General features: G+C 65.7%; 20 protein-coding genes. 9 read left to right on the top strand and 11 right to left on the bottom strand.

What is annotated here, in order from left to right; all coding sequences use genetic code 11:
- The first annotated feature begins 226 nt into the window (after positions 1–226).
- Positions 227–2041, top strand: a complete 1815-nt coding sequence (locus LZD57_RS03415) for a bifunctional diguanylate cyclase/phosphodiesterase (RefSeq protein ID WP_233717717.1) — start codon at positions 227–229, stop codon at positions 2039–2041.
- Between the two features lie 89 nt (positions 2042–2130).
- Here the strand turns inward: LZD57_RS03415 and LZD57_RS03420 are convergent, their stop codons facing one another.
- The gene (locus LZD57_RS03420; protein WP_233717718.1) at positions 2131–2631 is read right to left on the bottom strand and encodes a GNAT family N-acetyltransferase; all 501 of its coding nucleotides are present in this window, start codon (positions 2629–2631) and stop codon (positions 2131–2133) included.
- A gap of 350 nt (positions 2632–2981) precedes the next feature.
- Here LZD57_RS03420 and LZD57_RS03425 point away from each other — a divergent pair, with 350 nt between their 5' ends.
- Positions 2982–3974 carry a glutathione S-transferase family protein gene (locus tag LZD57_RS03425; protein WP_233717719.1) on the top strand — a complete coding sequence of 331 codons (993 nt, stop codon included), beginning with the start codon at positions 2982–2984 and terminating at the stop codon, positions 3972–3974.
- Positions 3975–4119: 145 nt separating this feature from the next.
- Here the strand turns inward: LZD57_RS03425 and LZD57_RS03430 are convergent, their stop codons facing one another.
- The gene (locus tag LZD57_RS03430; RefSeq protein WP_233717906.1) at positions 4120–4551 is read right to left on the bottom strand and encodes an NUDIX domain-containing protein; all 432 of its coding nucleotides are present in this window, start codon (positions 4549–4551) and stop codon (positions 4120–4122) included.
- Positions 4552–4732: 181 nt separating this feature from the next.
- Here LZD57_RS03430 and LZD57_RS03435 point away from each other — a divergent pair, with 181 nt between their 5' ends.
- The gene (locus LZD57_RS03435) at positions 4733–5683 is read left to right on the top strand and encodes a metallophosphoesterase family protein (RefSeq protein ID WP_233717720.1); all 951 of its coding nucleotides are present in this window, start codon (positions 4733–4735) and stop codon (positions 5681–5683) included.
- Positions 5684–5762: 79 nt separating this feature from the next.
- Here LZD57_RS03435 and LZD57_RS03440 read toward each other — a convergent pair whose 3' ends face one another.
- Positions 5763–6239: an OsmC family protein gene (locus LZD57_RS03440; protein WP_233717721.1), complete on the bottom strand. Its 477-nt coding sequence runs from the start codon at positions 6237–6239 to the stop codon at positions 5763–5765.
- A 192-nt stretch (positions 6240–6431) separates the two neighbouring features.
- On the opposite strand from LZD57_RS03440, the gene LZD57_RS03445 reads away from it, so the two are divergent.
- The 4 genes from LZD57_RS03445 (at position 6432) to LZD57_RS03460 (ending at position 8563) form a co-directional block, all read left to right on the top strand.
- Positions 6432–6938: a hypothetical protein gene (locus LZD57_RS03445; RefSeq protein WP_233717722.1), complete on the top strand. Its 507-nt coding sequence runs from the start codon at positions 6432–6434 to the stop codon at positions 6936–6938.
- 71 nt (positions 6939–7009) lie between these two features.
- Positions 7010–7468 (top strand): MaoC family dehydratase, encoded by a 459-nt coding sequence (locus LZD57_RS03450; RefSeq protein ID WP_233717723.1) that lies wholly within the window; start codon positions 7010–7012, stop codon positions 7466–7468.
- Positions 7465–7935 (top strand): MaoC family dehydratase, encoded by a 471-nt coding sequence (locus LZD57_RS03455; RefSeq protein WP_233717724.1) that lies wholly within the window; start codon positions 7465–7467, stop codon positions 7933–7935. The genes LZD57_RS03450 and LZD57_RS03455 overlap by 4 nt, the downstream gene beginning before the upstream one ends.
- A 226-nt stretch (positions 7936–8161) precedes the next feature.
- Positions 8162–8563, top strand: coding sequence for a hypothetical protein (locus LZD57_RS03460; RefSeq protein WP_233717725.1), 402 nt, complete (start codon positions 8162–8164; stop codon positions 8561–8563).
- Positions 8564–8735: 172 nt separating this feature from the next.
- Here LZD57_RS03460 and LZD57_RS03465 read toward each other — a convergent pair whose 3' ends face one another.
- The 7 genes from LZD57_RS03465 to miaA all read right to left on the bottom strand — a co-directional run bounded on the left by LZD57_RS03465 (position 8736) and on the right by miaA (position 17937).
- On the bottom strand, positions 8736–9863 hold the full coding sequence (locus LZD57_RS03465) for an ATP-dependent DNA helicase (protein ID WP_233717726.1): 1128 nt from the start codon (positions 9861–9863) through the stop codon (positions 8736–8738).
- 163 nt (positions 9864–10026) lie between these two features.
- On the bottom strand, positions 10027–12048 hold the full coding sequence (locus LZD57_RS03470) for a hybrid sensor histidine kinase/response regulator (protein WP_420844729.1): 2022 nt from the start codon (positions 12046–12048) through the stop codon (positions 10027–10029).
- 344 nt (positions 12049–12392) lie between these two features.
- Positions 12393–12968: an acetolactate synthase small subunit gene (gene ilvN / locus LZD57_RS03480; protein ID WP_233717727.1), complete on the bottom strand. Its 576-nt coding sequence runs from the start codon at positions 12966–12968 to the stop codon at positions 12393–12395.
- A gap of 243 nt (positions 12969–13211) precedes the next feature.
- Positions 13212–15002 carry an acetolactate synthase 3 large subunit gene (locus LZD57_RS03485; protein WP_255699740.1) on the bottom strand — a complete coding sequence of 597 codons (1791 nt, stop codon included), beginning with the start codon at positions 15000–15002 and terminating at the stop codon, positions 13212–13214.
- Positions 15003–15258: 256 nt separating this feature from the next.
- Positions 15259–16092 carry a DUF1206 domain-containing protein gene (locus LZD57_RS03490; RefSeq protein ID WP_233717728.1) on the bottom strand — a complete coding sequence of 278 codons (834 nt, stop codon included), beginning with the start codon at positions 16090–16092 and terminating at the stop codon, positions 15259–15261.
- An 81-nt stretch (positions 16093–16173) separates the two neighbouring features.
- Positions 16174–16956 (bottom strand): GGDEF domain-containing protein, encoded by a 783-nt coding sequence (locus tag LZD57_RS03495; protein ID WP_233717729.1) that lies wholly within the window; start codon positions 16954–16956, stop codon positions 16174–16176.
- A 66-nt stretch (positions 16957–17022) separates the two neighbouring features.
- Positions 17023–17937, bottom strand: coding sequence for a tRNA (adenosine(37)-N6)-dimethylallyltransferase MiaA (miaA, locus tag LZD57_RS03500; RefSeq protein ID WP_233717730.1), 915 nt, complete (start codon positions 17935–17937; stop codon positions 17023–17025).
- A 27-nt stretch (positions 17938–17964) separates the two neighbouring features.
- Between miaA and serB the strand changes: the two genes are divergently transcribed.
- Positions 17965–18855, top strand: a complete 891-nt coding sequence (gene serB / locus LZD57_RS03505) for a phosphoserine phosphatase SerB (RefSeq protein ID WP_233717731.1) — start codon at positions 17965–17967, stop codon at positions 18853–18855.
- A 72-nt stretch (positions 18856–18927) separates the two neighbouring features.
- Here serB and LZD57_RS03510 read toward each other — a convergent pair whose 3' ends face one another.
- Complete coding sequence (locus LZD57_RS03510) at positions 18928–20220, bottom strand: hypothetical protein (protein ID WP_233717732.1); 1293 nt, start codon at positions 20218–20220, stop codon at positions 18928–18930.
- A 162-nt stretch (positions 20221–20382) separates the two neighbouring features.
- On the opposite strand from LZD57_RS03510, the gene LZD57_RS03515 reads away from it, so the two are divergent.
- Positions 20383–21000, top strand: coding sequence for a GNAT family N-acetyltransferase (locus LZD57_RS03515; RefSeq protein ID WP_233717733.1), 618 nt, complete (start codon positions 20383–20385; stop codon positions 20998–21000).
- Positions 21001–21069: the final 69 nt, after the last annotated feature.

Raw genomic sequence — 21069 nt, forward strand, 5'->3', positions numbered from 1 at the left:
GATACATTACCTGTATCATACTTTCGCATGCAACGACGAACTTTGCTCGCCCAAGTCGTCGATCTCGAAAATGGTGTTTCGGTGAGCAGCCTATATCGGGGCCGAAAGCTTCACGGTCCAAATATGAAGCACTGACTTCAGCGATAATTTACCTGCGACCTTTAGATCGACGATGCATTACATGAGGATCGGCGACGATATGCAACTCTAAGAAGAAATCCAGGGATTGCAGAACAGCACATTGGAGGCGATCGCCCACGGAGTTGAATTCGAACATATTGCCGACATGCTCTGCCGGAAGGCCGAGGCCATCTCGAAAGACTCGGTTTGCACGGTCGTCGCAATCGAGCCCGATGGCCGGCTCCGCTCGGTCGCCGCCCCGTCGCTGCCTGAGGCCTATTGCGATGCCATCGACACTTTGTACGTCGGCCCGGAAGTCGGCTCCTGCGGAACGGCCGCCCATTTCGGAACGCCCGTTCAGGTCACGGACATCGCGACGGATCCCCTCTGGGCCCCCTATAAGGAATTGGCCCTGCCGCTCGGACTGCGCGCTTGCTGGTCGATGCCGATCGTCCGCTCCGACGGCACGGTCGCGGCGACGTTCGCATTCTACTCCCGGCAGAGCCGGCCTGCGACCGAGGTCGAGCGCGCCGTCGCCTTCACCTGCATGCACCTGTGCAAGGTATCGATCGCCTATGGCGAGATGCTGAAGCGCAATTTCGACCTGTCGCATTTCGACCAGTTGACCGGTCTTCCCAACAGGCGGCGCTTCGAGGAAACCTTTGCGGCCCTCATCGCAGGGGACGCCGTCTTCGGTCTTCTGATACTCGACGCCGACCATCTCAAACGGGTGAATGACACCTTCGGCCACGCGATCGGTGATGGACTCATCGCCGAAATCAGCCGTCGCCTCGCCGCTATTCACAAGGACGCGACAGCTTACCGCATCGGCGGCGACGAATTCGCGATGATCGTCGGGCACTGCAGGGACGATGACGCGGTGAAGCGGATCGCCGGGCAAATTCTCGACGCCATGGCGCTGCCTTTCGAGACCCATGGGCACTCTCTTCTCCCCTCCGTTTCCATCGGCGGCGTGGTGCATGGACCGGACGAGCACGCTCCGTCGCATTCACGCCAGAACGCCGATCTTGCGCTTTACCACGCCAAGGAGACGGCGCGTGGCAGCTTCGTCCTGTTCGAGCCGAGCCTGCGCACTTCGATGATGCGGAGAATGGAGACGATCCATTCGGTCCGCGAGGCGCTCGAAGACGGCCGGATCTTCAACCACTATCAACCCGTCGTCCGGATCGACTCGGGAAAGATCGGCGGTCTGGAGGTGCTGATGCGCATGCGCGCAGTCGACGGCACCGTCGTCCCGGCGGGCGAGTTTCTCGAGGCTTTGTCGGATCGTCGACTTGCCGTCGCGCTGGCGCGCCGAGTTGCCGATCAGGCGGCGAAGGACATGGCAAGCTGGCTCGCGGCTGGGATCGCTCCGGAGTTCATCGCGATCAACATTTCCGGTGCGGATTTCTCCGAGAGCGGCATCGACCGTCAGATGGCCGCGATCTTCGAAGCTCACGGCGTTCCGCTCGAAAGCGTCACCCTCGAGATCACTGAAACCGTCGTCGTGGAAGGTGACGCCTCCGGCATCGGACGCGCCATCAAATCCCTTCACAATCAGGGATTCACCATTGCGCTGGACGATTTCGGTACGGGCTACGCATCCCTCACCCACCTCCTGATGCTGCCGGTGGACGTCATCAAGATCGACAAGTCCTTCATCGCCCGGCTGTCGGCCTGCGGAGCGGGCGAAGCGATCGTCGAGGCGCTGATCGGGATCGCCGACAAAATCGGCCTGCGGGTCATCGCCGAAGGCATCGAGTGCGAATTGCAGGCGCGCTGCCTGATCCAGCGTGGTTGCGAATATGGCCAGGGATATTATTTCGCGCCGCCGGCAGACGCCGAACGGACGACCCGCATCCTGCACTCATGGAGCCCGAAGCGGATCGCCTCCGCGCAGGTGGCCGCGCCCGCCGCGTAGAGGCATACGCCCGTCCTCCCGCGCTTGCTGACGCCGTCGCCGGATGCGCCCCGGCCTTGCAATCAAAGCGTCCTGACCTCATCGGATCGTCATCTGGCACGCACCGAGCCGCACAAGCCCTCGAGCGCACCCGGTCGCAATTCCAGCCCGAGCAGGCGCCGCGGGTCGACGGGCCCCGGCATGACGACGGAGCCGGGCGGCATCGGGCGGTAGCCCAGCGGCGCGTAGTAGGGCGGATCGCCGACCAAAAGGACCGAGTCCTCGCCCTTCTGCCGCGCCGCCTCGGCGGCGATCCGCATCAGGGCCTTGCCGGCGCCGCGGTTCTTGAAGGCCGGCCGAACGGCCAGCGGCCCGAGCAGGAGGCTCGGCGCCCCGCCGACCATTATGGGCGTGAGCCGCACCGAGCCGATGATCGCCCCCTCATATTCGGCGACGAAGGACAGCGCCGGATCGTGCGGCGCCATCTCGCGCACACGCTCGGCCGCGCGGGCGAAGCGGCCGGGGCCAAAAGCCTCGGCGGAGATCGCCTCGATCTCCGGGTGATGCGCGGCAAGTTCGGGCAGGAAACTGACGTCGTCGAGAAATGACATGGCGGGGTGGTCCGGAAGCGGGATGAAAGCGGTCTCGCCGCACGCCTCCGGATGATCCTCCCGGTCGCCAACGACGGATGGTCAGCGCTGGTGCGCGCTCGCCTTCATTCGTCGTCGCCGGATGGTCATCGCGCTCGTCCCCGTGGCTATGCGACGTCGCCGTTAGCACCTTCCCGGCCGGCGGTCCACCGGCCATCACCGTCGCTCCGCTTCCAAAGGTGACGCACTGTCGCGCCGATCTCGGAACACCACTCGTTGCCGCCGGGTTGCAAGGGAACGACATTGCGGCAAGCGCGATCGTTTCCGATCGCCTCCGGCCCAACCGCCCCAACACTCGGGAGACGATCGCCATGGGACTTCTCGTCGACGGCAAATGGCAGGACAAGTGGTACGACACCGCCAAGACCGGTGGTAAGTTCGAGCGGACGACGACGAGCTTTCGCAACTGGATCACGCCGGACGGCTCGCCGGGGCCGAAGGGGCAGACGGCCTTTCCCGCCGAGGCCGGGCGCTATCACCTCTACGTCTCCCTCGCCTGCCCCTGGGCGCACCGCACGCTGATCGCCCGCAAGCTGAAGAAGCTCGAAGAGGTGATCTCGCTCGCCGTCGTCGACTATCACATGGGCGAGGAAGGCTGGGTCTTCTCCGAGCGCCCGGGTGCCATTCCCGACGGCATCCTCGGCAAACGGCGGCTGTACGAAGTCTATCTGGAAGCCGAGCCGACCTATACCGGCCGGGTGACGGTCCCGGTGCTCTGGGACAAGCAGGAGCGAACGATCGTCAACAACGAGTCGGCCGAGATCATCCGCATCCTCGACACCGCCTTCCCGGCCGTCGCCGACAATTCCATCGACATCACGCCCCGCGAACACCTCGGCGAAATCGACCGGATCAACGCGATCGTCTACGACACCGTCAACAACGGCGTCTACAAATGCGGCTTCGCCACGACCCAGGAAGCCTATGAAAAGGCCTTCCATCCGCTGTTCGAAACCCTCGACATGCTGGAGGACCGTCTATCCCGCCAGCGCTATCTCGTCGGCTCGAAGGCGCCGACCGAGGCCGACTGGCGGCTGTTCACCACGCTGATCCGCTTCGACGCCGTCTATCACGGCCATTTCAAGTGCAATCTGCGCCGCATCGCGGACTATCCGGCGATCGACGCCTACATGCGCGAACTCTACCAGTGGCCCGGCATCGCCGAGACGGTGAATTTCGAGCACATCAAGGGCCACTATTACACCAGCCACAAGACCATCAATCCGACCGGTATCGTACCGCTCGGGCCGAAGCTGCAGCTCGACCGCCCGCATGGCAGGGAGAGTGTCCCCTTCCGAGCCTGACGGCTCCGGATCGTCAGGATCCGTCCGGCGCGGCGGAAAGCTGCGCCGGCATCCGCGCCAGCAGCCTCGTCTCGCCCTCCGACCCCCGCCGCCGCTGTGCACGCTTCCTCGACCTTTGGGCCGCGCCGGAGGCGGAAGGCGCCGATCACCAGTAAGGGTCGGGTGCCCGTCCGCCGGCGAGTTCGTCCAGCCGCCGGCGGGTGGCGTCGGTCAGTCCTTCTGGAAGATCGTCGAGCGGGAAGAAGCCCGATTCGGCGATCTCCCGGTCTGGCTTCTTCTCACCGTCCTGCACCACGCCGTCGCAGCGGTAGAAGACGACGTGGTCGTGCTTCGAGGCGGCCCGGTTGTAGTAGACGGCAAACAGTTCCGGCGGGCGGGATGCGACCAGGTTGCCCTCTTCGGCCATTTCCCGATGTAGGGCCTCCTCGACCGTCTCGCCGCGATCGACCCCGCCGCCGGGCATGTACCAGCCCGGCAGGTAGGTGTGGCGGACGAGGAAGATGCGGCCCTCGCCGTCGAAGGCCGCGCCGCGCACCCCGAGGGTCATGGGGCGCGCCAGGAGATGGACGCCCTGCATGGCGGTGACCAGCAAATTCTGAACCCGCACGGTTCCACTCTCCTTCTTCGTTTCTACAATGGATGAATGACGAGGATGCGGATCCGCAACCCGATTCCATGTTTCAAAAACAACCGCTTCACGCGGAACGGCGTCGGCGGGATGCCACCCCGCAAGGCCGAACTCGATTTTGGGAAATCCGATGTTCCGACTAGCCCATCTCTCCGACATCCATCTCGGGCCGTTGCCGGAACTGTCCTTCCGCGAGCTCGCTTCGAAGCGCGTCACCGGCTGGTACAACTGGCAGCGCAATCGCCGTCGCATGATGTTCGGCGATACGCTGAGCGATCTCGTCCTCGACCTCAAGGCCGAGAACCCGGACCATATCGCGGTGACCGGCGACCTCGTCAATCTCGCCACCAAGAAGGAAACGATCGCCTCGGGCCTCTGGCTGCGCGATCTCGGCACGCCGCAACTCGTCTCCCTCGTCCCGGGCAATCACGACGCCTACGTCCCCGGCGCACTCAAACGCTCCTACAAGGAGTGGCAGCCCTACATGACCGGCGACGACGCGCTGAATTCGAGCCGCAAGTCGTTCCCCTATCTCAGGATCCGCGACAACGTCGCGATCCTCGGCGTCTCGACGGCGGAGGCGACGGCGCCCTTCTTCGCCACCGGCACGTTCAAGCGCGGCCAGGCCCTGCGGCTTGCCAAACTCCTGGAGACCACCCGTGCCCTCGGCCTGTTCCGCGTCGTCCTGATCCACCATCCGCCGATCTCCGGCTCCACCTCCTGGCACAAGCGGCTGATCGGCAAGCAGTTCTTTTCCAAGGTGATGCGCGACGTCGGGGCGGAGCTGGTGCTGCACGGCCATACGCATCTGGATACGCTGTACTGGCTGAAGGGACCCGACAAACAGATCCCGGTGGTCGGAGTCCCTTCCGCCAGCCAGGCCCCCGGAAGCAAGAACCCGGCGTCGCGCTACAACCTCTTCGAAATCACCGGCGGTCCCGCGACATGGACGTTGATCCAGCGCGAGCGCGGCCTGCGCGAGCACGAGCACGGCATCGGCTGGGTGCGCGAACGCGAACTCCTCGCCGACGGCCGCGCGATCGACGCCAGGCCGCGCGAGGATGCCAAGGAGGCGGTCTGAGCCTCGGCCGGCCGTCGCTCGGAAGGCGAAGTTCCGCCGGGGGAAAGACCCGAGAACGAGACGGTTCATGCCATGAGGATTACTCGCCGAGGACGATCCGAGCCTCGCATTCCACCGGGAACCTGACCGACCGCGCGATGAAGCATTTGGCGTGCGCTTCGTGATGCAGCGCCATCGCCTTTTCCGGGTCGCTCGTTCCGGCGATCGTCACCTTCGGCCGCAGCACGGCCCGGACGAACTCCCCGCCGCCGTCTTTCGCTTCAAGCATCTCACCTTCGGCGGCATCCTCATAGGCGGTGACGACGACGCCGGCGACGGCGCACAGATGCAGATACCAGAGCTGGTGGCAGGCCGACAGCGAGGCGAGCAGCATCTCCTCCGGGTTCCAGCGGGCGGGATCGCCGCGAAAGGCCGGATCGGCCGACCCGGCGATCGTCGGCTTGCCGGCGCTCGTAATCACATGGTCGCGTGTGTAGGTACGGTAGTGGGCCGTGCCCTCACCCCGATTGCCGGTCCATTCGAGCCGGATCGCATAGTGGTGTCGCGTCTCGCTCATGGTGATCCTGCCTCCGAGTCCCCGATCGGACCCATTGAAGTCGGTGGTAACCCTTTCTTAAGACGACGTTCGCCTGCGCTTGCGAAGCCGCGACCGTCGATGCTTATAAAAGCCGCCATGCAGCATAGTTCGTTCCCTTCCCGGCTTCATCCCCGACGTTTCGGTCCACCATCGACGACCGTGTTCGCCTGGATGACGCTTCTTGGGGGGCTCGCTGCGCTTTCGCCGTCCCTCGCCGCGGCCCAGACGGCGGCGAAGACCGAGGACCGGCTTGCGGCAGAGCCCGAGGCGCTCGCCGATCCCCGGATCGCGACGGCCGGCCGCGACGCCCGGCTCCGCATCCACGCCCCCAGGGCGCCGACGAGGCTGTCGCTGGTGCTGGCGCCGAGCGCCGTCGATCCCGGCGAGACCGTTTTCGTCGACGTCTATCTCCAGCAGGCCGACGCGGAAACGCAGAACGCCGAGGACGCGGGCCCCGGCACCGCTCGCCTGAGCGAGGCGGATCGAAGCCGGCTCGCCGGCACCGTCGCCTTCACGAAGGCGGAGGCCGTCGGCGAGGAGGAGTATTTCGTCGTCAACGTGCCGCCCGGCATGCGCTTCGAGACGGGTGCGGCGATCGTCACCCTGACGCTCTCCGGCGCCGATGCCCCTTTGCGCAATTCGGCAGTCGAACTCCGCCAGGCGACGCTCCTCAGATAGCCGTTCCAGCCAGGGGTCCGCCGGCCTATAACCCGCGCTGATTCGTGTCGAAGCAGGGGAGTTCGCGAGCCATGAAGCGCGCCTACGAGGATTTCGAGGAGGGGCTCGAAATTCCGCTCGGTCCCTACACGGCCGAACGGGACGAGATGATCGCATTCGCCGCGGAATTCGACCCGCAGCCGTTTCATCTGGACGATGAGGCCGGCGGCGCCAACGAACTCGTCGGCTCGTTGACGGCCTCCGGATGGCACACATGCTCGGTGCTGATGCGGATGATGGCGGACGGCTTCCTCATCGATTCGACCTCACAGGGCTCGCCCGGCGTCGACTTCGTGAAGTGGCGCGCGCCGGTTCGGCCCGGCGACAGGCTGACCGGGACCGCCCGCGTCCTGTCGCGCCGGCTGTCCGCCAAGCATCCCACTCTCGGCATCGCCAAGATCGCCGTCGCGCTCGCAAACCAGGAGGGCGTGACGGTGCTGGAGAGCGAATACTCCCTCCTCCTCCTCACCCGCGCCGGAACCGCCGCATGACCTTCTGGGACACATTCGTCGTCGGCGAGCCGATCGTCCTCGGATCGCATCGTTTCGTCGCCGAGGACATCATCCGCTTTGCCGAAAGATACGACCCTCAGGTCTTCCACCTCGATCCGGAGGCGGCGAAGACCACCCTTCTCGGCGGGCTGTGCGCTTCGGGCTGGCACACGGCAGCGGCCTGCATGCGCCTCAACGTCGACTATCGCTACGGCCGGCTGAAGGAATGGATCGCGGCCGGCAATCCGGCGCCGCGGATCGGCCCCTCGCCCGGCTTCAAGAACATGCGCTGGCTGAAACCCGTCTATGCCGGCGACACGGTTACCTTCACCCAGACCGTCGTCGCCAAGAGGGTCTCCGGCACCAGACCGGGCTGGGGAATTCTCAGCTTCACCACCCTCGGGGTGAACCAGGACGGCATGGACGTCTTTGCGTTCGACGGTGCCGTCTTCCAGGGGACGGATTAGCGCGCGCCGATGTCGAAGAGCGGGGCCAGCCGTCATGGCAGACTGCACGGCCAGTTCGTCGCCCCCGCGCAGCACAGGCAAACCGAAAGAAACGAAATCAGATCGAAACACGCTTCGAAATCGACCTGAAACGCAGTTTGTCTAGAGGAGCCTCGCCGAACGGTTCCCGAGGCAGGGTTGCCCCGGATGCGTCCGTTGGTTTCGGCGCCTTTCGAGATCCACTACCATGCGCAACATTGACAAGCTTTACGTGGCCGCCGGCTTCGGATGGCTGATTTTCGCCGCCGGTTTCGGTACGTGGCTGGGTGCGAGCGGGCATTTCAACTTTTCCGAGTCGCACGCCCATATCGGCCTTCTCGGCTTCGTCGCCTCGATGCTCTTCGGGCTCGTCCATCGCGGCTGGCCGGAACTGCGCGAGCGCATGCTCGCCTCCGTCCAGTTCGCCGTGTACGAGATCGGCACGATCGTGCTTCTCGCCGGCAAGATCATGGTCGACGCGACCGGTGAGCCGAACGCCCTGCTGATGATCGGCTCGCCGATCGTCATCCTCGGCGTCATCGCCTTCCTCTGGCTGTTCCTCGCATCCCCCGCACAGAAGAGAACGCCGGAGTTGGTGCCCGCGGAATAATCCCCCAGATCCCGCATCCCCGCACCAGAAGGAAGCCCTGACCGTTCCCCCGCGGTCGGGGCTTTTTCGTGAAATACCACGCGTCGCCGGTAAGGGTGCTCGAACCGGCCATTCCGGTTCCGGCGCGGCACGGGGGCAAACGCGATGCGCTTCGGGCACTCCAGGAAGGCCCTCACCGCACGATGGTGAGCCGCTCCGCCGCCCGGGTGATCGCCGTATAGAGCCAGCGCTCCCGGGTGTCGCGGAAGGCGAAGCTTTCGTCGAACAGCATCACCTCGTCCCACTGCGAGCCCTGCGCCTTGTGCACGGTGAGCGCATAGCCGTAGTCGAAATCGTCGAAGCGTTTCTTGGTCGCCCAGGGAACCTCCGTCTCCGGCTCCTCGAAGGCCTGCTTCAGGAGCCGGATCTTCGCCGCGCCCTGATCGATGTCGTCGTCGTCCGGCTTGACGATCAGGTTGACGCCGGGCTTCGTCGTCTCGCGCGAAGCCGTCATCACCTGCCAGAGCGATCCGTTGAGGAGGCCCTTGGGCGGGTCGTTCCTCAGGCAGACCAGCTTGTCGCCCGCCATCGGCAGCGGCCCCTCGAAGCCCTTCAGTTCCCGCAGGCGGGCATTGTACCGCCGCCGCGTCCGGTTGGTGCCGACCAGCACCTGGTCGGCGGCGAGGACCTTCTCGGTCTCCACCTCCCGCTTGGGGATGACCTGCGCCGTGCCGTAGTCCCCATACATCAGCTCGCGGCCTTCCCGCACGGCGAGCGCCATCTCGATGATCGGATTGTCGCGCGCCTGCCGGTGGATCTCCGAGAGCAGGAAGTCCGGCTCGGCTTCGGTGAAGAATCCGCCGCCCGAAACCGGCGGCAACTGACCCGGATCGCCGAGGACGAGGATGGGCGTGCCGAAGGAGAGGAGGTCGCGGCCGAGCGCCTCGTCGACCATCGAGCATTCGTCGACGACGACCAACTTGGCCTTGGCGACGGGGCTCTGGCGATTGAGCGAAAACGTCGGCGAAACCCGCGAGACGCCGCTCGCCTCGTCCGAGACGGTCTCCTCGCCGCGCGGCCGGTAAATCAGGGAATGCAACGTCCGCGCCGACTTCGCACCCTTGGAGCGCAGCACCTGCGCCGCCTTGCCGGTAAAGGCGGCGAACTGCACCGTCCCGTCGATCCCTTCGGCGAAATGCCGGGCGAGCGTCGTCTTGCCCGTTCCGGCATAGCCGAACAGGCGGAAGATCGGCTGATCGCCGCGCTCCAGCCAGTCGGCGACGGCGCGCAGCGCGTCGTCCTGTTGCGGCGTCAGTTGCAAGGCGTCTCTCCCGAATGGCGTCGGCTCGGAACGATCGCAGGCGCCCAGACGCTGCGACAGACCGACACTTGGCAGCGGGCCGCGCCGTCATCAATCGAAAAAATGAAGAAATCGGGGGATTTCGCCGGCACCACGGCTGGCACGCCCGTCGGAAGGCGATCTGCTATCCGAGGGTGGCCGGTGCGGCATGTGGGGTTCGGGTCGCGATGCCCCCGCTGCCGGTCCGGGCCTCGGCGCCGTCGACCGCTGCGGCGATGACTGCTCGAAGGTCGCGAATGCCGAAGGGCTTCTGCAGGCGGGCGGAGACGATCCCGGTGCCGTCGACGACGTCCTCGGCGTAGCCCGTCGCCAGGACCACCGGCAGAGACGGCCACGATTTGCGCAGCAGGCGGGCCAGTTCCAGTCCGGTCATGTGCGGCATTGCGTGGTCTGTCAGGACCAGATCGACCGGACGATGGGTCGTCGCATTCTGCAGAAAGGACAGCGCCTCCTCGGCCGACGACAGCGCAAAGGTCTCGTGGCCGAGATCGTTCAGCAGCGCGGCCGAATTCATCAGGACCAGGGCATCGTCGTCGACGACGAGGATGCGCAGCTTGCGCTCCGGATGATCTTTCACGTCGGCCGTCTCCAGTTCGTCATCGGCGAAAACCCCGTCCGCCGGTGATGGCGCTGCCGGCAGCAGCAGGGTCACCGTCGTCCCCTTGCCGGGACAGCTCTTGATCGACATCCGCCCCCCGACGGTGCCGACGAATCCTTGAACCATCGATAGCCCCAGTCCGGTTCCCTTCCCGGCGGGTTTGGTGGTGAAAAAAACGTCGCAGGCGCGCGACAGCGTTTCGGCGTCCATGCCGCAACCATGATCGGTGACGTCGAGCTGGACGTAGCGGCCGGGCGCGACGCAACGTTCCGTTCCGGCAGAGATCCGCCGGTTGCGAGCGACGAGGCGGATGGTCCCACCTTCGGCCATGGCATCGCGGGCATTGACGACGAGGTTCAAGAGCGCGAGTTCCAGTTGATGGGGATCGATCCTCACCGGCGCGAGCTTTTCGGGAAACCGCGATTCGAGAACGGTCTCCGGTCCGAGCGCCTTGGCGACGAGGTCGGACAATTCGTCGAACAAAGCCTTGAGATCGATCGGTCTGATCTCGATCTCCTGCTCCCGGGCGAAGTTCATCATCCGTCCGACGAGGGCCGCCCCGCGCTTGGCACCGATGATGGCATTGTCGAGGAACCGCGTCACGTCGCTGTCGGCTGGCAGACGCCGGCGGCCGAGTTCGAGATTGCCCAGGATCGCGCTCAGAAGATTGTTGAAGTCATGGGCGACACCGCCGTTGAGTTGTCCGATCATCTCGAGCTTCTGCGACTGGAACAGCGCGCGCTTCGCCGCCTCCAACGCCTGCTCCGTCGCCGCTTGTGCCGACACGTCGCGCAATGCCAGAGAAAAGCCGAGATGCTCGCCGACGTCGTTGCGGATCACGTCGATGACCTCGCTGGCATAGACCCACCCCCCGCCTCTGGCCATGCGCCAGCCCGCCTGGCGCAGCCGCCCCTCGCGCAGAGCGCGGTCGATGGCTTGGCCGGGCAGCCCAGAACGGCGGTCCTCCGCCGAAAAGAGATCTGCGTAGGCGCGGCCGATGATGTCTCGCGAGCCGTATCCGAGCAACCGTTCGAGCGCCTCACTCCAGCTGTTGATCTGCCCGGCCTGATCCAGAGTGCATGTCGCCAGGTCCTGGAAGCCCGCGATGAGATGCCGGAACTGCTGTTCGCTGCGGCGGCTGGCACCCTCCGCGCTGTGCCTTTGCGTCCGGTCCCTGCAGATCACCACGAAGCCCGTCTTCGCCGGGTCGTCATTGTCGATCCGCTGCAGAAGAAGATGGCAGCGGAAACGGCCGCCATCCTTTCTCTTGCACCATCCTTCCGCCTCGTAGCGCGTCCGGTGCGCGGCGCCGTCGAGAATCTCGAGGATCGCATCGCCCGGCTGCTGCCAGTAAAAATCTGCAAAAAAATCGCGTCCGACGACCTCCAGTTCGGAAAACCCCTTCAGGCGCTCCGCGCCCTCGTTCCAACTGGCAATGCGACCTGCTCGATCCAACAAGATGATCGCGTAATCCGTCACGCTCTCGACGAACAGGCGATAAGTGTCATCACTCAGGTGCCGGTCGGGCAGGTGATATCGATCGTCCATGACGTAACCCCTCGATGACGGGTTACTTTACGTCGGGCCGATTTTGAAGACGATGCCGTCGGACGGCAAAAACTTACCCGATGACAATGCCAAAATGCGGCAATTTGCCGCAAAAGATATAGATCTCATCCGAAGATAGGCCATGCTGCCCAAAAACGCTACGGCATGTAGATCTTCATGGGCACCCCTTCCTCTGCCGATTCGAAACGTACCGGTCGGAAATATTATTCGAAGCGGACCATTCATCGCCAACTCACCCCCGCATCGGCAAAGCGACCGCGAGCAAGCTCTCCATGCCGTGAAAAGTGACGTAGCGACATGGGCCGCCGGTACTGCAAGCCGATCTACATGCCTTCCTTGCCGCGGGAGAGCGCGGCGACGCCGGTCCGGCAGACTTCGACCAGACCGAGAGGCGCCATCAACGCCACGAACTTGTCGAGCTTCGAGGGACGGCCGGTGATTTCGAAAACGAAGTGGTCGACCGAGGAGTCGACGACCTTGGCGCGAAAGACGTCGGCGAGGCGCAAGGCTTCGACCCGCTTCTCGCCCTGGCCTGCCACCTTGATGATGCCGAGCTCGCGCTCGATCGGACCGGTTTCGCCCGTCGCCCCCGCCGTCGCCGTGAGGTCGACCACCCGGTGGACCGGCACGATCCGGTCGAGCTGGCTCTTCAACTGCTCGATGACGTGGGGCGCGCCCCGCGTCACCACGGTGATGCGCGAGAGATGCTTCTCATGCTCGGTTTCGGAAACGGTCAAGCTCTCGATGTTGTAGCCGCGGCCCGAAAACAGGCCGATCACCCGGGCAAGCACCCCCGGCTCGTTGTCGACGAGGACTGCGAGCGTGCGTGAAACCGCCGTCTCCTTTTCCGGGGTGATGAAATAAGCCGAAGCCGGCGGCTGCACGGCGGGGTTGTTCATGGTCGTTTCCTGCTCGTCGTTCATTCGGCGCCAACCGCCTCCTGGCCTCTTCCGCGGAGGCCCTCTCGATCATTTCATCCGTTACCGGCGGCCCTTCGAGGGCGGCCGACGCTCGAAGACCTTCTCGGGCGTGATCCTCGGGACGCTCATTCCCCGAAGGAAGACGCCGAGCGAGACCCTTCGTCTTTCGAACCGTGGTTCATCGGCCGCTCTCGGAGCCGCCCGCCAAAGGCCATCCATCGGTCAGACCAGCACCCGGTCCTTCGCGTCGATCGCCTTGGCGACGGCCTCGTCCGTCGCCTCCTCCGGCAACAGGATTTCGTTGTGCGCCTTGCCCGACGGGATCATCGGGAAGCAGTTGGCAAGGTTCGCCACGCGGCAGTCGAAGAGCACCGGCGCATCGACCGCCAGCATCTCGGCGATCGCATCGTCGAGATCGCCGGGCTTCTCGCAGCGCAATCCGACCGCACCGTAAGCCTCGGCGAGCTTGACGAAGTCCGGCAGCGCCTCGGTGTAGGAATGCGACAACCGGTTGCCGTGCAGGAGCTGCTGCCACTGGCGCACCATGCCCATATACTGATTGTTGAGGATGAAGATCTTGGCGTTGGCCCGGTGCTGCACCGCCGTCGACATCTCCTGCATGTTCATCAGCACCGAGGCGTCGCCGGCGATGCAGACCGACAGCGCATCGGGATGGGCGATCGCCGCGCCGATCGCCGCCGGCAGGCCATAGCCCATGGTGCCGAGGCCGCCAGAGGTCAGCCAGCGGTTCGGCGCCTCGAAGCCGTAGAACTGCGCTGCCCACATCTGGTGCTGGCCGACTTCGGTGGAGACGTAGGTCTCGCGATCCTTCGTCGCCTCGTAGAGCCTCTGGACCGCATATTGCGGCATGATGACGTCGTCATGCGGCTTGTAGGCGAGACAGTTGCGCGCCTTCCATGTCTCGATTTCGCCCCACCAGGCCGCCATCGCGGTCCGGTCGACCGACGCTCCGGCACTCTTCCATCCGGCGATGAGATCCTTCAGGGCATGGGCGACGTCGGCGATGATCGGCAGTTCGACGCGCACGTTCTTGTTGATCGAGGACGGATCGATGTCGATGTGGATCTTCCGCGAACCCGGCGAGAAGGCGTCGAGCCGGCCGGTGATCCGGTCGTCGAAGCGCGCGCCGATGCACAGCATGACGTCGCAGCCGTGCATGGCGAGATTGGCCTCGTAGGTTCCGTGCATGCCGAGCATGCCGAGCCAGCTCTTGCCGGACGCCGGGTAGGCGCCGAGACCCATCAGCGTCGAGGTGATCGGAAAGCCCGTCATCTCGACGAACTCGCGCAGGAGCTTCGAGGCTTCCGGCCCGGAATTGACGACGCCGCCGCCCGAATAGATCATCGGACGCTTGGCGCCGGCCAGCATCTGGACCGCCGCGGCGATACGCTCGTGCTCGGGAGACAAACGCGGACGATAGCTTTCGTGGGTCCGGGTCGGCGGCGGGGGCGCATACATGCCGGTGGCGAACTGAACGTCCTTCGGCACGTCGACGACGACGGGCCCCGGTCGCCCCGTCCGCGCGACGAGGAAAGCCTCGTGCAGAATCCGCGACAGGTCGTTGACGTCCTTCACCAGCCAGTTGTGCTTGGTGCAGGGTCGGGTAATTCCGACCGTGTCGCATTCCTGGAACGCGTCGGAACCGATCAGCGTCGTCGGCACCTGGCCGGAAATGCAGACCAGCGGGATCGAATCCATCAGCGCGTCCTGCAGCGCCGTGACGGCATTCGTGGCACCGGGGCCGGAGGTGACGAGCATCACGCCGGTCTTGCCGGTCGAGCGGGCATAGCCCTCCGCCGCGTGACCGGCCCCCTGCTCATGACGCACGAGGACGTGGCGAACCTCGTCCTGCTGGAAGAGTTCGTCATAGATCGGCAGCACGGCCCCGCCCGGATAGCCGAAGATGTCCGTCACCCCGTTGTCGATCAGCGCGCGGACGACCATTTCGGCGCCCGTCATCTCCCGTGCTTCGCTCTCGGTCTTCATATCCATCGCTTCGGTCTTTCTCGTTTCCGCCGTCGCTCGTTCCAGCGGACCATTCACAGAAATTTCGGCAATAAAAAAGGGCCTCCAGGGGCCCTTCGTCTCGCGCACACGTGGCTATCGCCGGGCGGTCTTCAGACCGCCACGCGTGTGCGCTTTCGTACGAGAATCAGCTTCGTGCTCACGCGCGGTAAGCTAGGCGCAGGAGGACACGACGTCAACGGGGTTTTTCGCCGGCCCGGAGGCAGCCCAGCCGGCCCCGGGGTCAGCCGACGTCGGGAACGTTCGGGATGGTGATCCGCCGGTAGATCGCCTCCGCGATCGAATAGACGCCGAAGGCGATCAGACCGAGCCCCGTCAAGGACAGGAACAACCAGCCGAAGCTCCAGCCGGCGATTTCCTGAAGCGCCGCGTCGAGGCCCGGCGTGTCGCCGGAACTGTAACCGGCAGCGCCGGTGGCCAGGAGCCCCGCGAGCACCACGAAAGTCAAAGCCCGGGCTGTCAGACCGAACTGACAGACGGGCTTCAGCAGCCAGCGGCGATCTTCGGGTATCGCCATATACTTCTCGAAACCGGCCTTCGCGGCCTTCACCACGTGGGCGATCGCCGCGGCCGCCATGCCTGCCGCGATCAGATAGGTCACCCACACGCCGTAGCCCTGCTCGTAGGCGTAGGCGATGACGCCGCTCTTGCCGCCGCCACCGCCGTCCGACGCGCTCCCAAGCAACAGTGTCGTCGCATAGAGCGCAAGACCGCCGTAAGAGAAAGCGCTGATGAGCAGTCCGGCCCGCACGAACAGGCCCTTGGCGCCCGTGCCGTGACGATCGACGTCCATGACGACCTGGATGAGCCGCCAGACCGCAAACGCTGCGAGTGCCAGGACCATGACGACGAGCAGGACGACTCCGAAACCCGAGCCGGCGATGACCTCGATGGCGTCCTTGGTGTCCATCGCCTCGCCGCTGGCGAATGCCGCTCGGAAGGAAAAGTAACCGACGATCAGGAAGACGAGCCCCCTCGCTGCATAGCCGGCACGCGCCGCGGATTTGAGCCAATCCTTGCCGTCTTCCGGAGTGAGACTGTCGATCGTGCGCGTCATCTATGGCCTTTCCTTTACGGGAAAGACGCTCGGGAGCCGGCGCTGGTTCCTCGAAAGGCGCACGAATTGCTCCCGCGACCGTCAGATGACGACGCGGTTTCGCCCGCCCTGCTTGGCCTGATAGAGATTGACGTCCGCCCGCTTGGTCAGGCTGCCCGGTCCGTCCTCGGGTCCGGCGAGTGCGAGGCCGATCGAGGCGGTGACGCCGAGCCGCTGCTCGCCGACGGCGAGCGCCACGCGCGAGATCTCGTGCCGGAGCTTTTCGGCGAAGCGGCGCAGTTCGTCGAAGGCGAGATTGGGCGCGATGATGGCGAATTCCTCCCCTCCGATTCGCGCCACCACGTCGTGAAACCGCGTGACCTCGAACAGGCAGAAGGCGACGGCGCGCAGCACCTCGTCGCCGGTGTCGTGGCCGTGGGAATCGTTGATCGCCTTGAAATGATCGAGATCGATGAGGATCAGCCCGAGCGGCCTGTCGATCCGCTTGAATTCCTGAACGTATTGCGACAGCGCCTCGTCGAAGAAGCGACGATTGTGCGTGCCGGTCAGAGGATCGGTGAGCGCGGCCGCCTCGAGCTTCTTCGAACGCTCCTTGAGGAGGACCGTCAGGGAGCGAAGCTTGCCCTGTTCGCGGTCGTGGTGGCGCAGAAGCGGCAGAACGACGAACAGCGACCCGAAACCCGCCGCTCCGACGAAGCCCAGAGCCAGGAACGTCATCCGGGCATATTGCTGGCGAAGCGCCTCGTCGATCACCTCGCCCTGAAACGATCCGGTGAGCCTATAGCTCGCATAGATCAGCGCCGACGCTGCCAGGAGGGCGCAGATGACGAATGCGACCGACAACTCTGCCCTAGCGACTCTCATTCTCTCCGACGTCCAAAATGCCAGCGTCTCGATTCATAACGCGAAGCATCTAGCGCAGGGTTAAGTTTATAGTTCGCTTGCCTGCGAAATTGCCGCCCGCGGCGAAATTCGCAGCCATCGCACGTCGAATTGATGCCGAAACCAGGTTTCCTGCCGCTTGGCATATTGCCTCGTCCGGGTCACCGCCCGAACACATGCTTCGCCGTAAGCCACGTCTCCCTTGATGTAGGACGACAGTTCGGCGAGGCCGATCGCCTTGCCGGCGGTGGCCCCGGCGTCCGGATAGGTCGCCTCGAAGGCGCGGACCTCGTCGATTGCGCCAGCTTCCAGCATGGTTTCGAAGCGCCCGGCGATGCGCTGGCGCAGTTCGGCCCTGTCGGGCGTCAGCACGATCATCCGCGCCCGATCCGGATCGACCAGGGCCTTGCCCTCCCCGCCCTGCAATCCCGACAAGGACGCGCCACCCGCCTCCCGCACCTCGAGCGCCCGGACGATCCGCTGCCCGTCGCGCGGGGAGAGCCTGCCCGCCGTCGCAGGATCGAGGCGGGCGAGTTCGGCATGCAGGGCCTCCGGTCCTTCGTCTGCGAGCCGCGCCCGCCATTTCTCGCGGATCGTCGCCGGGACCTCGGGCATAGGGTCCAGAAGACCGAGAAGCGCCTTGAAATAAAGGCCCGTGCCGCCGCAGAAGATCGGCAGCAGGCCTTGCCGGCGCAGGTCCTCGAGCACTCTCTCGGCGTCGCGAAGATAGGCGCCGGCCGAATAGTCCGAGCGCGGGTCGACATGCCCGTACAGACGATGCGGCACGCGGCCCAGATCCTCGTCGGACGGACGTGCGGTCAGGATCTTGAGCCCGTCGTAGACCTGCAGGGAATCGGCGTTGACCACGACGCCGCCATGCCGTTCGGCGAGTTCGACGGCAAGGCGCGACTTGCCGCTGGCGGTCGGCCCGGCTATCAGGATGGCCTCGATTTTCCCCGTCATCGCCTCTTCTTCACCGGCTGTTTTCCCATGCACGTCGCCACCCTGATCGCCAATCCGGACGGCGCGCCGTTCACCGCGCAGGCGATTGCCGCGGTCGCCTCCCGTCTCGGCGCCTCGCCGGATGCCGTCGATTGGCTGGCCGATGGCTTTGCGGCCGACCTCGCGCTCGCCGCGCCGCCTGTAGCGGACGCGCGCGCGGCTGCGGCGAACGAGGCGGCCGGGCTCGGCATCGACCTCGTCGTGCAGGAGGCGGCCGGCCGCCGCAAGCGCTTTCTGATCGCCGACATGGACTCCACCATGATCGAGCAGGAGTGCATCGACGAACTCGCCGCCGAGGTCGGCATCAAGGACCGCATCGCCGCGATCACCGCGCGGGCGATGAATGGCGAGATCGCCTTCGAACCGGCCCTGCGCGAACGGGTCGGGCTCCTCGCCGGCCTGCCCGAATCCGTCGTGGAAAAGGTCATCGCCGAGCGGATCACCCATGCCAGGGGCGGCAAGCGCCTCATTGCGACCATGCGCGCCAACGGCGCCCATACCGCTCTCGTCTCCGGCGGCTTTACCGTCTTCACCGGGCCGATCGGCGCGGCACTCGGCTTTCACGAGACCCGAGCGAACCGTCTGATCGCCGAGGGCGGCAAGTTGACGGGCGAGGTCGGCGAGCCGATTCTCGGTGCCGAAGCCAAGGTCGCGGCACTGCGGGAGATCGCCGCCGAACGGGGCCTTGCTCCCGCCGACACCATCGCCGTCGGAGATGGCGCCAACGACCTGCCGATGCTGCAGCTCGCCGGCACCGGGGTCGCGCTCCACGCCAAGCCGAAGGTCGCCGCCAGCGCGCCGCACAGGATCGACCACGGCGACCTGACGGCGCTTCTCTACATTCAGGGCTATCGGCAAAGCGAATTCGTCGACGGGTGATCCCGCGCCTGAAGCACACCGCATGTGCCAGGCGCGGACGTATCGGACGCCCCGGCGCCCTTCCTGCGATGGTCAGCAGCCGTAGTCCACCAGCATCTGATCGTAGATCGCCACGAGACCGCCGCCACCGTCGCCTGCCGCCGGCAACGTGCCGGCGATCCTCACATCGCGATCGAGAACGCGCCGGCGCTGGGCCGCGATGTCGGCGCAGATGCCCTCAGCCGGCTCGCCTTCCGACCGGCGATCGGCGGCTTGCCCCCCGCTGGTCTGATCCGCCGTATTGGCCGCGCCGGCGGGCGGCGTCTGCGCCGTCGCGGCAGCCGCCACGCCGCCGCCATCGGCTCCGTCCGCCGTCGGCCCGTCGGCTGGTCGGGGCGGCGTTCCGAAACAGACTCGCTGCACCGCCGTCGCGACGTTGGCGGCGCAGAGTTCGTCCATCTCCGGATGATGCATCTCCCTCACGCCGGCCGTCTTCATGAAGGCGACGACGGCCGACCCGTCGGCGCCGAGGTCGTCGGCATAGGCGCGGACGAGATCGTAGATCTCGCTGTAGTCGGGGATCGCCACGCCGTCGCTGGAGATCCTGTGGAAACCGAGTTGCGGATAAGGCGACCAGATCCGCCGCTCGACGCCGCCGAGGAACACGAGCGAACAGGCCGACCGGCAATCGTTGTAGAGTTCCGTGTCGAGCCCGCGCGCGCGGATGTAGCGGCCGGCCTCGACGGCGTCGCCGACGCCGCCGCCGGCCGAGCCGAGGACGACCCGCGTCACCGCCGGATTGGCCTCGACGGCCGCTTTCAGCTCTTCGAAGAAACCGGGCTCGACATTGCCGAGGACGCGGATCGCATCGCCGTCCACCGCCACCAGCGCACGCCCATTCTCCTCGCGGATGAAGTCACGCCCCGTAATGCCGAACTTTCCGACGCAATCGAGATTCCAGGCGCGAACGCGCTCGACCTGCGATTCCCCCAGGAACGTCTTGGCGAGATTCGCCCAGTTGGATCGGGAATTGCCTTCGACGCCCTCGGCGAAACCCGGCTCGTCGTCCGGCTGCGGCGGGTCCAAGGGCGCGACGAGAAGCGGCGTCAGGTGGTTCTTGCCGAGCATGATCGACAGGATGTGGCAGGTGTGGATGTCGACGTCGACCTCGTTCACCGCCGTGCCGAGCGCGAAGGTGCCCTTCGCGCGCATGACGTCCCACAGCCGGTCGGCCTCCTCCTGTGCCTTTGCGATCTCGGCCTTCCACCAGACGGGGTCGACGTTTGCGGGCGCGGCGACCGCCCCTCGGGCGATGGCGAGAACGAGAGCGACCCCCAGGCAGGGGACGAGAACGCGAAAACGGCGAAGACGGGTTCGGATCGACATGCCGTTCCTCCGGAAAGGGCTCCTCACCGAGCCTGCCCGGGCAAGAATAGGCCGGGCGAGGCCGCTTTGGAATCGGCAATGGCGCAAGGCGCGCCCTCTGGCGGCCGCCCGAAGCCGTGATAAGAAGAGACCCCCCTCCACCATGCCGCCGGAGCGACCATCATGGACATGCGCGCGCCGATCGTCACGCTCCGGACGCGCCTTCGCCCTTGGGCGGAACGCAATCGGCCCGCGTTCCACCGCCTCAACAGCGACGAGACGGTGATGCGTTTCTTCCCGTTTCGCCGGAGCCAGAGGGAGTCCGACGCGCTTCTCGACGATCTGAACCGGCGGCTGGAGGATGACGGATATTCCTTTCTTGCCCTCGAAGTGGAGGGCTCCCGCCAGGCGGTCGGCATGGTCGGCATGGCGAGGCTCGACCCGAACATGCCCGGTGCACCGGGCGTTGAGATCGGCTGGCGCCTCCTCCCCGAAGCTTGGGGCATGGGCTTCGCGACGGAGGCGGCGGCCGCCTGTCTCGACCGGGCCTTCGCCGGGCCGGATGCGCTGGACGAGGTCGTCAGCTTCTGCGTCGCGAACAACGGTGCCTCCGAGGCAGTGATGCTGCGGCTCGGCTTTTCACGCGGGCAGGATTTCGATCATCCGAAAGTGCCGGCCGAGACCCACCCCGAATTGGTGCGCCACCGGTTCTACCGGCTGTCGCGATCGGACTGGCTCGCCAGACGGCAAGGCCGACCGGCGGACCTGACGGGTCGCCCGCCACGATCGGCGGAGACGTGACGAGCAGGCGCCGAGCACCTCGGGCTCCTGCCCAAATCGATGCCGCTGCCTCCTCCTGCTCGACCGCAG

It is taken from the genome of Jiella avicenniae (genome assembly GCF_021390325.1).
GTDB classification, from domain to species: domain Bacteria; phylum Pseudomonadota; class Alphaproteobacteria; order Rhizobiales; family Rhizobiaceae; genus Jiella; species Jiella avicenniae.